Source organism: Microbacterium sp. CH12i (assembly GCF_000685355.1).
In the GTDB taxonomy this organism is placed as follows: Bacteria; Actinomycetota; Actinomycetes; order Actinomycetales; family Microbacteriaceae; genus Microbacterium.
In genome coordinates, this window is record NZ_JHET01000010.1 from 18412 (window position 1) to 33068 (window position 14657).

Annotated in this window: 13 protein-coding genes and 2 pseudogenes; all 15 read right to left on the reverse strand. The window is 66.2% G+C overall.

What is annotated here, in order from left to right; all coding sequences use genetic code 11:
- Positions 1-151: 151 nt before the first annotated feature.
- The 15 genes and pseudogenes from DC31_RS12235 to DC31_RS12295 all read right to left on the reverse strand — a co-directional run bounded on the left by DC31_RS12235 (position 152) and on the right by DC31_RS12295 (position 14653).
- Entirely contained in the window at positions 152-526 is a 375-nt protein-coding gene (locus tag DC31_RS12235) for an acyl carrier protein (protein ID WP_081813834.1), read from the reverse strand.
- Positions 527-551: 25 nt separating this feature from the next.
- Positions 552-968, reverse strand: a complete 417-nt coding sequence (locus tag DC31_RS20590; RefSeq protein WP_442921908.1) for a hypothetical protein — start codon at positions 966-968, stop codon at positions 552-554.
- Positions 966-1774 (reverse strand): annotated as a pseudogene (locus DC31_RS20595) (pyridoxal-dependent decarboxylase, exosortase A system-associated); the annotation flags it as partial. The pseudogene DC31_RS20595 and the gene DC31_RS20590, both read right to left, overlap by 3 nt.
- Positions 1771-3330, reverse strand: a complete 1560-nt coding sequence (locus tag DC31_RS12245; protein WP_200872928.1) for an acyl-CoA ligase (AMP-forming), exosortase A system-associated — start codon at positions 3328-3330, stop codon at positions 1771-1773. The gene DC31_RS12245 and the pseudogene DC31_RS20595, both read right to left, overlap by 4 nt.
- A complete protein-coding gene (locus DC31_RS12250) occupies positions 3327-4649 on the reverse strand; it encodes a glycosyltransferase family 4 protein (protein ID WP_036280567.1) in 1323 nt (440 codons plus the stop codon). The genes DC31_RS12245 and DC31_RS12250 overlap by 4 nt, the downstream gene beginning before the upstream one ends.
- Positions 4646-5866, reverse strand: a complete 1221-nt coding sequence (locus DC31_RS12255) for a rhamnosyltransferase WsaF family glycosyltransferase (protein WP_036280570.1) — start codon at positions 5864-5866, stop codon at positions 4646-4648. The genes DC31_RS12250 and DC31_RS12255 overlap by 4 nt, the downstream gene beginning before the upstream one ends.
- On the reverse strand, positions 5863-6972 hold the full coding sequence (locus DC31_RS18175) for a glycosyltransferase family 2 protein (RefSeq protein WP_152545422.1): 1110 nt from the start codon (positions 6970-6972) through the stop codon (positions 5863-5865). Before DC31_RS18175 ends, DC31_RS12255 begins: the two co-directional genes overlap by 4 nt.
- Positions 6969-8408, reverse strand: a complete 1440-nt coding sequence (locus DC31_RS18180; protein ID WP_036280572.1) for an oligosaccharide flippase family protein — start codon at positions 8406-8408, stop codon at positions 6969-6971. Before DC31_RS18180 ends, DC31_RS18175 begins: the two co-directional genes overlap by 4 nt.
- Entirely contained in the window at positions 8401-9657 is a 1257-nt protein-coding gene (locus DC31_RS12270) for a glycosyltransferase family 4 protein (RefSeq protein WP_160173232.1), read from the reverse strand. The genes DC31_RS18180 and DC31_RS12270 overlap by 8 nt, the downstream gene beginning before the upstream one ends.
- 14 nt (positions 9658-9671) lie before the next feature.
- Positions 9672-10781 carry a DegT/DnrJ/EryC1/StrS family aminotransferase gene (locus DC31_RS12275; protein ID WP_036280573.1) on the reverse strand — a complete coding sequence of 370 codons (1110 nt, stop codon included), beginning with the start codon at positions 10779-10781 and terminating at the stop codon, positions 9672-9674.
- Positions 10778-11410, reverse strand: a complete 633-nt coding sequence (locus DC31_RS12280; protein WP_036280575.1) for a NeuD/PglB/VioB family sugar acetyltransferase — start codon at positions 11408-11410, stop codon at positions 10778-10780. Before DC31_RS12280 ends, DC31_RS12275 begins: the two co-directional genes overlap by 4 nt.
- Positions 11407-12530, reverse strand: a pseudogene (locus DC31_RS12285) (DegT/DnrJ/EryC1/StrS family aminotransferase). The gene DC31_RS12280 and the pseudogene DC31_RS12285 overlap by 4 nt, the downstream one beginning before the upstream one ends.
- 28 nt (positions 12531-12558) lie before the next feature.
- The gene (locus tag DC31_RS19995; protein WP_268748242.1) at positions 12559-13143 is read right to left on the reverse strand and encodes an NAD-dependent epimerase/dehydratase family protein; all 585 of its coding nucleotides are present in this window, start codon (positions 13141-13143) and stop codon (positions 12559-12561) included.
- Positions 13071-13589, reverse strand: coding sequence for a GDP-mannose 4,6-dehydratase (locus DC31_RS20000; RefSeq protein ID WP_268748243.1), 519 nt, complete (start codon positions 13587-13589; stop codon positions 13071-13073). Before DC31_RS20000 ends, DC31_RS19995 begins: the two co-directional genes overlap by 73 nt.
- Positions 13586-14653, reverse strand: coding sequence for a Gfo/Idh/MocA family protein (locus DC31_RS12295; RefSeq protein WP_081813836.1), 1068 nt, complete (start codon positions 14651-14653; stop codon positions 13586-13588). The genes DC31_RS20000 and DC31_RS12295 overlap by 4 nt, the downstream gene beginning before the upstream one ends.
- Positions 14654-14657 lie beyond the last annotated feature (4 nt).

Here is a 14657-nt window from a genome sequence, read left to right on the forward strand (position 1 = left end):
CTCCTGGCTCAACCAGGTCGAGATCTACTTCTCGATTGTGCAACGCAAGATCATCAGCCCCAAGACCTCGAGAACCTCGAAGCCCTTGAGCATCGTCTCCTCGCGTTCCAGGACCGCTACAACGCCACCGCGATCCCTTTCGACTGGCGATTCAGGCGCAACGCGCTCCAAGACCTCGCCCGTCGGATAGACCAACACGAGGACGCCGCGGCATAAACCCCCGCCCCGACGGACTAACGCCAAGCACCACTAGTCGGCTCGAACCCTCCGGTTCAGCGACGAACTTGGAGTCCACGAACTCGACGAGCGTGCCGACGGTCTCGAACAGTTCAGCGCCGAACTCATCGTCATCGATCGTGATGTCGAACCGATCCTCGAGGGCGCCGACGAGAGCGACGACGCCGAACGAGTCGAGTTCGGGCAGCGAGCCGAACAGCGCCGTGTCAGAGGTGAGATCATCCGGGCTCTGCGCGAGCTCGAGGGTATCGATGAGGACCGTACGAACGGCGTCGATGGTGCTGGGCATGTGGACTCCTTGCTGTGGATGAGTGTCAGACGAGCACTTCGGCGGGTGCCGGGTGCCCGAGGAAGGCTGTGGGACTGGCGGTGAGACCATACGCCCCCTGCTGGAAGATGACGATCAGGTCGTCGATGTCGGCAGGCGGTAGGGCGACGTCGTCGCCTAGTAGATCCAGCGGCGTGCACAGGCAGCCGACGACGTTTGCGCTCTCGTCTGCGGCCTCGTCGACGCGGTTGCCCACGACCAGAGGGTAGTTGCGGCGGATCGCCTGGCCGAAGTTGCCCGACGCCGCCAGCTGGTGGTGCATTCCGCCGTCGACGACGAGGAAGGTGCGCCCGCGGGAGATCTTGCGGTCCACGACCTGCGTGACGTACACGCCGCACTCCCCCACGATGTATCGGCCCAGCTCGATCACCGGCTTCGCCTGCGGGAACCGACTGGTGATCACCTCGACGAGGTCGTGCAGGTTCGCGGCGACGGCATCCAGATCCAGGGGCTGGTCCTTCTCGGTGTACGGGATTCCGAACCCGCCGCCGAGGTTGATATAGCGCAACTCCCCCGGCAGATGCACGGCGAGCTCGGTCACGAGATCGACTGTACGGCGCTGAGCCTCCGCGATGATCTCGGCGTTCAGGTTCTGCGACCCGGCGAAGATGTGGAACCCGAGCACGTCGACGCCGAGGCCTGCGGCCGCGGAGAGCACATCCGGCACGACCTCCGCATCAATGCCGAACTGCTGCGGGCCACCGCCCATGCGCATGCCCGATCCCTTGACGGCGAAGTCCGGGTTCACCCGCACCGCGACCTGCGGGATCAGCCCGAGCTCCTCACCTGCGGAGGCGACTCGGGTCAGCTCCGTCATCGACTCGATCTCTACGATGATCCCGGCGGCGACAGCCTGGCGGATCTCCGCCGCCACCTTTCCCGGGCCGCGAAACTGACCCGATCCGGACGGATGCCGGAGTCGAGCGCCGTGCGCATCTCCAGTGCCGACGCGACATCGATACGATCGACGCGACCTGCCAGGTGATGCACGATCGCCGGCATCGGATTCGCCTTCATCGCGAAGCTCAATTCGAGCTTCGCCGGGAGCGCTTCGCGCAGCCGGTCGATCCTCGCGTCCAGCAGGCCGCGGTCGTATGCGAAGAACGGGGTGGAGCCCACTCGTGCCGCGAGGCGGCTGAGCGGCATCCCGCCGATGCGCAGCTGGCCGTCGATCGAGCCGAACGCTGCGGCGTGTTCGTGGGGCTTCATGCGACGACCTCGTTCTTGATCAGGTTGCGGTCGAACTTCCCGTTGGGAGACCGCGGCAGCTCGTCGCGAACGTGGATCGCTGTCGGCACCATGTACATCGGTAGTTTCTGCCTCAGAGCGGCGCTGAGATCGGCGGACTCCAGGGTCTCGCCCGCGGCGGTCACGACGATCACGATGCACTGGCCGAGAGCGTCGTCTGCCACTCCGATCGCGACAGCATCGCGCACCATTCCGGTGGCGTAAGCCGCCTCCTCGATCTCGGTCGGACTCACCCGATACCCGGAGGTTTTGATCATGTCATCCTTGCGTCCGACGAAGTAGAGGAACCCCTCCTCGTCGGCCACCACGGTGTCACCCGACCAGACAGCCATGTCGGGAGTGCGCCACTCCTGGCCAGGGCGGGTGAGCGGGCGGTACCGTTCTGCCGTGCGCTCGGGGTCATTCCAGTAGCCGAGCCCGACGAGTGCGCCGCGGTGCACGAGCTCGCCCTCCTCCCCCGGCGCGCACGGCGATCCGTCCGGACGCAGAACAAGGATGTCGGCGTTCGGGATCGCCCGGCCAATGGAGTCGGGGTGCCGGTCCACCTCCCCCGGATCGAGGTAGGTCGAGCGGAATGCCTCGGTGAGTCCGTACATGAGGAACGGGGAAGCTGCGGGGAAAATCTCGCGAAGCCGGTCGAGCGCGGCTCGAGGCATCCGTCCACCGGTGTTGGCGAAGTAGCGCAGCGAGGCGCGCGTCTCGTCGGGCCATGGCACCTCGAGCAGCTGCAGCCACAGCGGTGGGACGCATGTGAGCCCGGTCACTCCGTACTTCGCGCAGAGCTTCACCACTTCCCTGGGAAGCAGATAGTTCATCAGGACGCAGTGCGCCCCCACCGCGAAAGCCGTGGTCACCTGGCTGAGGCCTGCGTCGAAGCTCAACGGCAACACGCTGAGGATCACATCGTCCGGCGTGTTGTCGAGGTAGGAGCTCACGCTCTCCGCGCCCACGATGAGATTGCGGTGACTGAGCACGACGCCCTTCGGGCGTCCGGTGCTGCCGGAGGTGTAGAGGATCGCCGCCGGGTCGACGTCGATGACGGATGCAGCGACAGAAGCGACGGCATCCGCGCGCCCTCCCCAAGCATGCAGACGCACGCCACCCGGTGCCGTCTTCGTGGATGGACCGACCACGATGACGTCCTCGACCATCGTTTGCTCGAGTGTCTCCGCGAGCTGGGTGAGTCGATCTGCCGAGGTGACGAGCACCCGCGCTCCGCTGTCGACGAGGATGTGGCCCACCTGCACCGGCTTGAGCACGTGGTTGATCGGCACGAACATGCCACCGGCGGCAGAGGCCGCGAAGATCGTGCTGACCGTCTCGAGTCGCTTCTCGAGGTAGATCGCGACACGGTCCCCGCGCTTAAGTCCGAGCCCGAGGAGCTGTGCGGCCGCGCCCTCGACGGTCTGCCACGTCTGCGCGTACGTCAGCGTCTCGTCTTTGTACGTGAGGGCGGGGGCGTCGGGGATCGCTGCGGCGGCGCCCGAGAGGAGATGGTGAAACGCAGTGCGGATCACGGAGTCCTCCGCTCTTCGAGGAAGCGCGCGAACTCGGCCGCGTCGTCGAGGGGCACATACCGGCGGCCCTGCGCGTCGCACTCCGGATTGCCCTCTGTCGGCGGCACAGCGGGCCCATCTTGCGAGAACCCGGTGACGTCGTCGAACACAGCGACGTATGCCTCCGCCTGAGGACGCCAATCCAGCTCGGTCGCTACACGGTGGCGCGCGCGAACGCCGAGGTCGGTGCGGCGGGCCGGGTCATCGATGAGCGCCTGCACAGCATCCGCGAAGGCCGCGATGTCGCCTGACGGCACGTACTGCACGGTGTCGGCACCGGAGACGCGCGTCTCGACGAGATCGAACGAGACCGCAGGCAGGCCGTATGACATGTACTCCATAGTCTTGTTCATGGTCGATACGTCGTTGAGCGGCGTCTTCAGATCAGGACACAGGCCGATGTCCGCACGGCTGAGGTGCTCGGCGATCGCGACTCTGTCCACTCGGCCCGTGAAGGTCACGTGCTCATCGAGACCGAGAGCGGTCGACTGGCGCTTGAGATCCTCCAGGCAGTCGCCGAAGCCGAGCAGCGTAGCCTTCACGTTGGTGAGCCCACGCCTGTTCACCAGCTCATCGACCACGAGAAGCACCTGATCGACGCCGTCCTGCGGCCCCATGATGCCCAGGTAGACGAGGCCGACCTCGTCGGCGGCACGAGGGTTCGCTGGATAGATCGGCCGCATCTGCTGCGTGTCTGGGCCGCTGCGCACGACCGTGACATGGCCGGGCCTACGGCTGCCACGGCGTACCGCGACCGCCTTGTACGACTCGTTGGTCGAGATGACCCGATCAGCCGCACGGAAGGTGCGACGCTCGAGCCAGCGCAGGCCGCCGAACTCGAGCTTCTTGACCAGTCCGCTTGGATGGCCGAAGCGCGAGATGAACAGCTCCGGGTTGAGGTCGTGATGGTCGAACACGAACCGCACACCGCGGACGCGCCACAGCGTCGCCAGCAGCCAGTACGTGTCCGGCGGGTTGCACGCCTGGATCACGTCGAAGCGCGATCGTCGCCAGGCCTTCAACGACAGCCACGCGGTGCGCACCCAGCTATACGCGAACTCCCAGGCGAAGCCAAACAGCCCCTCAGCCTCGGGCGCGGGCTTGTACTTAAAGATGTCGACGCCGTCGATGCGCTGGAAGGCGGGGTCCCCAGGTCCCTTCGGGCAGATCACGCTGACACGGTAGCCGCGGGCGATGAGGGCCTGGCATTCCAACCACACCCGCCGATCCAGAGGAACCGGAAGATTCTGCACGATGATCAGGATATGCGGGGCGTTCATGAGCCGTAGACCTCTTCCTCGATGATGCGAACAACGTCGGACTGTGCCTTGCTCCACCCGAACTGACGTACCGACACCGATGCCGCGAGCGCGGCGTCCTCTCTGTCGACGCGCATGACTGCGTCACTGAGCGCACGGGCGATGCCATGCGGTGTCGGCGTCGCCCATGCGACATGCTCGTTCACCAGGTCCGCGCGCGACCCCGGTGAATCATTGACAACCGGAATCGTACCGGCCGCGAGCATCTCCTCTGCGACGAGCGAGATGTTCGTGAAGGACATCGCGATGCCGGCGATGCTTCGGTTGTATAGCTCATTCAGCGCCGTCGGGGAGAGCTTGCCATGCTGGGTGGCGGGGAACCGAAGATTCCGCACGTGCTCCCCATAGACGTGGATCTCGACATCAGGTTGCCTCCGGTGGAACTCCTCGAGTGCGAGCCTCGCCAGCCAGAACCCACGCCTGGGAACCCCAGGGCGTGCGTACACGACCACCCCGGTGCGCCTCTTGCCGGACAGGATCCGGTACATACGGGTGTCGCATCCGAACTCGGTGGCGTCCGCGTCGACGCCGGTCTCGTCACGCAGCGACTGCGCCACCATCTCGCCGAGCGCGATGTTGCGGAAGCCGAATCGGTAGGTGTCCTCCGCGAGCGTGTACATCGATCCGTGCGGATAGAAATACGGTTCGTAGTCCTGGATGAAGTACAGCCGCCGCATCGGCGCGGTGCCGCGCGACGCGAGGATGTGTGCGCTGTCCCAGGACGACGCGACTGCGGCGTCGACGCCATCGATGCCATCTGCGGCATCTCGTACCGTCGCCTTGAGTTGCGGCCACCAGTTGCGCACGGCCTGTTCATGGACGGCGATGTCGCCGCCGAATCGATCGTTCAGGAACAGCACGCAGTGGTGCCCTGCAGCTTCGACTGCCTCGACCATCCGGAACAGCGTCGTATGTCCGCCGGATCCCGCGGCCGGCGGAACCGTCACCCAACCGACCGTGAGCGGGACTCCGCGGGCAGGCCGCGTCTCGGGAGCAGCGAGCACCAGAGCGGTGGAGTCCGCCACATCTCGATCGCTGAGCGGCTCATCGAGTGCGCCTGCGCCGGTCTTGGAGTACAGCGTTCGGGCGATTCGCTGCGCGAGCGCACGCGGTCCGCCGTCCCTCAGTACCCTGCCCGCCTTCGCCGCGCCGTCGCGCAGCCTTTTGATGATCTTCATCGCCCTTCCCTCCCCAACTCGAGCCTCTCGTACACACCGGTGCAATGCCAGCGACGCCGCCGCGCAACGTCATCGCGGCGACGCAGCAGTCGACGCGGCAATCCGCGCAGACGCTGCACCGAGCCGCCCGAAGGATGCTCGATCTGACGCTGTTGCCGCGTCCAAAGGGGCGAAGACCGCACATCGGGTGAGCACTCGACGGCGAATTCACGCAGGCCGTGCACACGCTCGTCGACGAGTCCCTTATCCAGCCGACGCTGCGCGTAGACGAGCGCATCCTCGGCGACTGCGCGCCGGGCGCTCTTGTGCAGTCGCTGCGCATCGGCGATGCTCTCGGACTCCCCCTCGAACAGCACGTCGAATGCATCTCGGATCTCGCCAAGGATCACCAGCGGGTCGGCAGCCTTCATCGACAGGCTTCCCGCGTGGTCGCGATGCCATGCTTGATCGGCGCCGAGGACGTAAGCGACATCTGCGTGCGCCGAGATACGCAACCACATCTCCATGTCGTGTGTGTGGGCAAGATCGCGCTGACCGCCGACGACGTCTACGACGCTACGTCGCATTACCACCTCGGGGGACGTGATCACGTTCGAGCCCTGCTGGCATCGCGATGCCAGCCAGTCCTGACCCTTCCAGATTAGCCAGCCTGTGGCGCTGGTGCGGGCCGGCGGGAGATCCTCGTTATCGAAGTGCAGCGGATGCCCGTACACGAGGCCTACGTCCGGGAACGCCTGCATCACGGCGATGGCTCGAGCAAGCGACCCAGGGGTCAGCAGGTCGTCCGCGTCGAGGCGGACGACGAACTCGCCGTGAGCTTCGGCAAGACCGCGGTTGAACGTCGCGACCGCGCCGCGGTTGACCTCGTTCACGAAGACGGCGATCCTCTCGTCGGCTGCGGCCAGGCGTCGGGCGACATCGCCGCTCTCATCCGGTGAGGCGTCGTCGACGATGATGACGTTCACCTCGACGCCCTCCTGATCGAGAGCGCTGCCGACCGACTGCGGCAGGAACCGTGCGTAGTTGAAGCACGGGATGACGACCGAAACCGTCGGATTGCTGGATTGCGGGCGAACGGGATACCGCGCGGTGCGCAAACGAGTCATTCCGCTGCTCCCACGAATTCGGGTACGGCTCGGCGTGCGGTTCGGAACCGCCGGTATGCGTACGGGCCAGCGGTGATCGAGAACACCAGCACCGCTCCGAAACCGCCCACCAGCAAAGCCGGCACGGCATCCTGGATGACGAGGCCGATCCAGATCGCGAAGGCGATCGCGGGCAGCGCCGCGACGCTCGGCAGCCACAGCGCACCGAACAGGTCCCGCATCCGGATGCCGGACCGGGCGAGCACTATCAAGTACGCCGGGAGCACGATCGCAACAGCGACCGCGACGTGCACCCACGCCGCGCCCGCGATGCCGTAGATGGGCGTCACCATCAGCATCCCGATCACGACGGCGGTCAGCCAGACCACCTGGATGACGAGAACGGCGCGCGAACGACCGTTAGAGTACAGAAAGCCGACGAATAGATCGAACAGCACGCGCAACCCGCCGTAGACGCCCAGAGCGGCCAGCACAGGTGCCGCGGGCAACCACTTCGCACCGTACACGACCTCTATCAGCGGTGCCGCGAGCGCCGCGAGCACGGCTCCGGCTGGCAGCGCGCCCGTCCATGCGAGAGCAGACAGCGTTACCAGCCCCTTGCCGCGGTCCTGGATGCGGGAGAGATAGGGCAGCGACACAGAGCGGACCACCTGCGACAGGGCGGTCATCGGCCAGTTCGAGATGTTGAACGCCAGTACGTAATAGCCCAGAGCCGTGGCCCCGGCGACGCGCACGAGCACGATGTTGTCGACGTTCAGCAGAGCCCACGACAGCAGGTTCGCGCCGGCGATCGGCAGACCGAATGCCAGCACGGGCCGCACGACTGAGCGATCGACGGCGAACCGCGGCTTCACGCGCGCGAGAAAGAACTGCATGGTGGTCGAGGCAAGCTGTGCGGCGACCCTGCCGACGGCCAGCCCAACAACCCCGAACCCGGCGAACACCAAGACGAGGGTGACGACCGTGTAGACGATGAAATCGATCAGGCCGACGAAGAACAGTTCGCGCTGCTGGAACCGTCGCTGAAGCATCGCGTACGGGACGACGCTGATGCTGCCGAGGACGAGCGTGAACGATAGTATGGCGATCGCCGGGGCGGCCTCGGGGCTGCCGAGGAGACCGGCGATCGCCGTGGAGCTGAAGAAGGCGAGCAGCGTGATCGCAGCGCCGGTGACCAGACCGAGCGTCGCAACCGTCGGGGCGATCTTCTCCGGCTCCTCGGAGCGGATCAGGTCGGCGGACAGGCCGAGATCGGCGACCGTCATCAGGATGGTCTGCACGGTCAGAGCGACGGCGAAGACGCCGAACTGCTCAGGGGTCAGCAGCCGGGCCAGCACGACGCCGACGACGAGACCGCCCAGTCGAAGCAGAATCGTGGACAGGCCGCTCCACGCCGCCCCCTTCACAGCACGGGATGCGAGACTTGACTCAGCCACGGCGCCCCGTGAGGGTTCGCGCAGTGCTCTGCAACCACGGGGCCGCGATCGCAACCCGGAACTTCGCGAAGCGCGCGAGGCTGCGCCGCCGGGCACGCGCACGTGCTCGCAGCGGGCGCGTCGTCGCCAGCTCGTACCGATACAACTGCTCGAGCACTTCGGCGGCCCTGGTCAGCGCGTAACGCTCCACAACGAGTCGACGGCCGAACGCGCCGAGCTCGACACGACGTCCGGGTTGCACAGCGAGCTCGGCGATGAGCTCGGCGACACCCGGTCCGCCGGACGGACCGTCGCCGAAGTAGCCGTCGACGAGGAAGCGGTTCACGCTCTGCGGCGTGAGCAGCTCCCAGAATCCTGCCTTCCCCTGCACGATGAGCGGCTTCGCGTGCGACATAGCTCGCAGCGCCGATCCGCCCATTCCGAACACCACATCCGCCGCGTCGTACACCCGACGAGGATCGTCGACGTTGCCTAGCAGCCGCACGGCGAGCCTGCCCTCGCGACCGTTGGCGGATGCCGCAGCCTCTGCCTCAGCATCCGCGACGGCATCCGCGTCGTCGCCCGCGCCCGCCACCAGCAGCGTCATGGGCACCGGGAGCTCGGCCGCGGAGAGCGCACGGATCGCGTGCGCGACGCCCGCTGCCTTCTCATGCTCGCGGGAGAGCCGGCCGACCACCGCCACCACGAACGCGTCATCGGCCAGGCCGAGCGCAGCGCGCGCCACCGCGGTTTCACCCGGCGCATCGGCTTCCGCATCGATCGGCGGCTCGAGCAGGACGACCGCCCCCGGACGCCCCTCCTCTCCAGCGGCGAGTTCACCGGTCCCCACGGTCAGCGGCACGTCGTCGGGAAGATAGTCCGGGATCGACATCGACATGACGGTGACGACGAGCCGATGAGGTGTGCTGCGCGACGCCCGCACTGATGCCATCGTGGGCCACGACTCGAACGTGTGCACGATGTCCGGACGGAAACGGCGTACCTCCTGCGCCAGAGCTCGCGCGCTGCGCGCATCGAATCCACCGCTCGGCGTGGGCGCGGCGACGTACGCAAGACCGCGCTCGTGCACGATCGGCAGGATCGGTCCAGGGGGTGCGAACACCTCGACCTCGTGACCCCGCGCTTTCAGCGTCGCAGCGAGATCGATCGCGCTCAGCTGGCTACCGCCCATGACGAGATCGTGCGGACACACCATGATGCGCAGGGAGCCGGTGTCCGCGGGAGTATCAGCCGACGCGCCTGCTGTCATGCGGGCGCCCATGATCATTTCACCGCGTTCTTGAGCACATCCGCGACGCGGACCTGCTGAGCCTCGGTGAGGTGCGGATGCATGGGCAGCGACAGGATCGCACCGGCGGCCGCCTCGGCGATGGGGAACGACCCCGCGGGGATGCCGAGTGCCGCATACGCCTCGGTGAGGTGCACGGGCGTCGGATAGTGAATGCTGACGCCGATCCCTGCTTCGGAGAGCGCCGCCAGAACCCGATCGCGCTCCGCGACCCGGACGACGTAGAGATGCCAGACGTCGGTGTTGCCCGGTCGGACGGCGGGCAGCCGCACGCCCTCGACGTCGCCGAGAAGATCGGCGTACCTGCCGGCGGCGGCTCGGCGCGCAGCGTTCCAGTCGTCGAGCCGGCGCAGCTTCGCACGCAGCACTGTTGCCTGTACGGCATCCAGACGGGCATTCATGCCGATCCGGTCATGCACGTATTTGACGCTGCTGCCGTGACCGCCGAGATTGCGGACCGCGTCGGCGATTGCAGGGTCGTCCGTCATCACGGCACCCGCGTCGCCGGCAGCACCCAGGTTCTTGCCCGGGTAGAAACTCGTGGCCGCTACGCGACCCAGCGCGCCAGCGCGCCCCGCAGTGCCGGATGCCCCTTGCGACTGCGCGGCATCCTCGACGATGACGAGGCCGTGGCGCTCGGCGATGGGTGCGATGAGTTCCATCGGCGCCATCTGCCCGAACAGGTGCACCGGGGCGATGACCCGCGTGCGGTCGGTGATCGCAGCTTCGATGGCAGCAGGATCGATGAGCAGGTAGTCGTCATCCACGTCGACGAACACCGGCACTGCGCCGATGCGCGATGCCGCCTCGGCCGTCGCGATGAACGTGTTCGCCGGCATGATGATCTCGTCGCCGGGCTGGACCCCGACGGCGCGGTAGGCGAGCTCAAGCGCGTCTGTGCCGTTGGAGACACCGACGACGTGCTGCACGCCGATGTACTCGGCGTATTCGCGTTCGAATGCGGCAACTTCCGGACCACCGACGAAGGCGGCGGCTTCGAGCTGCGCCTTCCAGCCCAGGAGAACTTCTTCGGCGACCTCGGCCTGCTGCGCAGCCAGGTCGAGGAACGGTACCTTGATGCTCATGAGTTTGCTCCCAGCTGTCGTGCGGGCACTCCGGCCCAAGTCTGTTGATCGGGCACGTCCGCGAGGACGACACTCCCCATACCGACGGTCGCATCTTCACCGACGGTCACGCCCTGCCGCACGGACGCATTCATACCGATATATGCCGCTTCACCGATCCGCACGGAACCACCAAGCGCCACACCAGCAGCCAGTGTCGCAAAGTCAGCGATCACATCGTCGTGTGTGATCGTGCTGTTCGGCATAACCACGACATGCTCGCCGAGTGTGGCATCCGCCGTGATAGCAACGCCGTCCAGCACGATGCTGCCGGCCCCGATCTGGCTGGTCGAGCCGATCCGGGCAGAGCGCGCGGCGAAGATAGCAAAGCGGTCTGCACCGATCCCGAGATCGCGCAGGCGACGCACCACCAGTCGGCGGGTCGCGCTCGGCCCCACGCAGACGAGGAACTGCTCGTCGCGGTCGGCGGCCGAATCGACCGCACCCCGCACCGGCACTCCACCGACCTCAGTGCCGTGCAGGGCGGCGTCGTCGTCAAGAATGCCGACGACTCCGACCATGCCCGCAGCCAGTACTTCTCTCGCCAGCCCGCTCGCCCCGATCAGCAGAACCCCCTCCGCCTCGGTCACGCGGATGCACCGCCCGGCTGTTTCAGCACCGTGATGACCCGCTCCTGGTCTTCCGCGCTGAGAGTGTGGAAGACCGGAAGGATCAGGGTGCGATCGTTCAGCCGCTCGGTGACAGGCAGTCCGGATGCTGGCGTGAGATCCCGATACGGCAGCTGTCGATGCGCGGCCATGATGCCTCGACGTGCAGAGATGTCGGCATCAGCGAGCGCCCCCAGCAACCCATCACGGTCGGTCGGATACTCGTCCTGCACCTCCACCCAGAACGACTGGAAGTTGCTCGTGCCGTAGGCAGGATCCTCGACAGCACGCAACCCGGGGATGCCGGAAATCGCGTCTTGATAGCGGGTCGCGATCTCGCGACGACGCTCGACGATCGCTGGAAGACGCGTCAGCTGTACGATACCGACGGCCGCCTGCAGATCGGTCATTCGGAAGTTGAACCCGATCTCGGAGTACTCCTCTGGCGGCGGCAGCACCGACGCGTGGCGGTCCGCCGCGGACACGCTCATGGCGTGCTCGCGAAGGTGTCTGGCGCGCACCGCCCAGTCCTCACGAATCGTGGTGAGCATCCCACCCTCCCCCGTGGTGAGGACCTTTCGTGGATGGAACGACCATGCGGTCAAATCGGCTCCTGCGCCGACGGGGCGATCACGATAGATCGACCCGGTCCCGCATGCGGCATCCTCAATCACCACGATGCCGAGCGGATCCGTAACAGCGCGAATCGGTACGAGATCTACAGGCATACCCCCCTGGTCTACGGCGATCACGGCGCGCGTCTTGGGAGTGAGCGCGCGTTCGACGTCTTGTGCCGTGATGTTGCCCGTCAGCGGATCCACATCGGCGAACACCGGCTGAGCACCGACGTAGTGTACGGCGTTCGTGGTCGCGATGAACGAAAAAGAGGGGACGATGACTTCGTCGCCAGGCCCGATCCCGGCGACGATCAGTGCGAGGTGCAGTGCAGTCGTGCAGCTGCTGGTCGCAACAGCGAATGAAGACTGCATCGCATCAGCGAACGCCGCTTCGAATCTCGCAACACGCGGCCCCTGCGCCACCCATCCGGAGGCGATGACCTCCGCTAGCGCATCTGATTCTTCCTGGCCCAGCATGGCAGCATGACGTTGACTCGGTTCCTTGTGCTGGTGTCAGACACTGCTAGCCACCCCCTGGCCCCAGTTGCGATCTTCGACCTTTGCGAGCATGTCCTCGAAACTGACCCCGCTGTCACGCAAGCTTTCGACCAGTTCGCGAACCCCCTCTTCGAACGAGACGCGAGGAACATAGCCCGTCAAGCGCTGCATCTGGCTCGACTCGGCTAGCAGTCGACGAACGTCTCCGGGGCGTGCGTCAAGGTGAAGGGGGGCGAGGTCGGGACGCCCCACCGCCTCGCCGACGATGCGGGCGAGCGTGTTGATCGATACTTCCGTCCCCGACCCGATGTTGACGGTGGCACCTACGGCATCGTCCGATTCGGCGAGCGCGATAATCCCGCGCGCCGTGTCCGTGACATGGGTGAAATCTCGTGATTGTTCACCATCGCCATAGATGATCGGCGGTAACCCAGCGAGCACGCGCACTATGGTTCGGGGCAGCACCTCTCCGCTGTCACCTTCAAAGTGACTGCGTGTGCCGTATGCGTTGAATGGACGCGCCACGGTCACGGGGAAGCCATGCGTTCGGAACGCGGCCCGCGCATAGGCCTCACCGGCGAGCTTCGCGCCGCCGTACACGGTTCCGGAAACGTTGGATGTAACTCGTCCATCGGCGCATACTGCGCCGTCCCGTAGACCTCGCTCGAGCTGACGTGAATGAAGCGTCGGACCCCTGCGCCCATCGCGCTCTCAAGCATTTCAAGGGTCATCGTCGCGTTCACCGCATGATTCTCGCGGGGGTCGTGCAGGCTGTGCCGGACTCCGAGACAGGCGAGATGGAATACGACATCGATACCCCGCTCAAGGATCGTGTTCACGGTCGACTCATCACGCGCGTCAGCGGCGATCAGGTTCACGCGGGGGTCGCGGAGTGCATCCGCGAGATTCTCTCGACGCCCGTTCACCAGGTTGTCGAGAACGAAAACGTCCCCCGCTCCGCCCGTAAGCAGTGCGTCGACGAGGTGGCTGCCAATGAATCCGGCACCACCGGTGACGAGGATGTTCGAGCCTTCGATTGCGGTCATACTGCGCTCCTTGCGGGCTGGATGTTGAGAGTAAGAGGTGCCGGTGCGCCGCCAGCGGCGAGGCTGCGGCGTGCAGCGTCCAGAACAGACAGCACCCGCAGGCCGGCTTCGCCATCGGTGCGAGCCGGGCGTCCTTCATTGATCGCGCTGGCGAACTCGGTGACGACGTTGCCTAGTGCTTCGCGTTCGGGCAGTGCGGGAGACCAGGTGTCGCCGAGGCGGTACGAGATGTTGGCGTCGCGCGCGACGGCCGTCTCCGACTTCGTGACCGAGGCGAGGTCGACGCCGCGGTCATACACGCTGATGCGCTGCTGCGGATTGAGGTCATCCCAGACCAGGGTGCGCTTGGTTCCACCGATCACCATCTGGCGGATCTTCGTCGGGCTGAGCCAGTTCACGTTGATGTGCGCCATCGCGCCGCCGGCCAGCGGCATCGCCAGGTATCCCACACACGCCTTGCCGGTGCGCAGCGGATCGGCCCCGTGTGCAGACACCGACGTCGTGTCGAGCCCGCCGGGTAGCACGAAGTCCATGATCGACAGGTCGTGCGGCGCGAGGTCCCAGAAGACGTCGACGTCGGGCTGGATGAGTCCGAGGTTGATGCGCACACTGTCGACGAACAGAATGTCGCCGAGCATGCCCTCCGCGATCAGCTCGCGGATCTTGAGGACAGCGGGCGTGTAGCAGTAGGTGTGATCGGCCATGAGAACGAGCCCCAACTCGTTCGCGCGCGCAACCATGTCTTCGCCGCGCTCGCGCTCGTCGGCAAGCGGCTTCTCGACCATGACGTGCTTGCCCGCTTCAAGCGCTGCCAGCGTGATCGGGTGGTGGGTGCGTGCGGGTGTGGCGATCGCGATGGCGTCGATCGACGGGTCGGCGAGCACCTCGTCGAGACTCGATGTCACGGGTACGCCCCCGACGCTGTCGGCAACACCCCGCGCGCGCTCGATGTCGAGGTCGCAGATAGCGACCAGGTTCCAGTCGCTGCTTGCGCGTAGGTTGCGCGCCAGATTGGGCCCCCAATAGCCCGCCCCGATTACGGCGATATTCAATCTTTCCGTCATGATT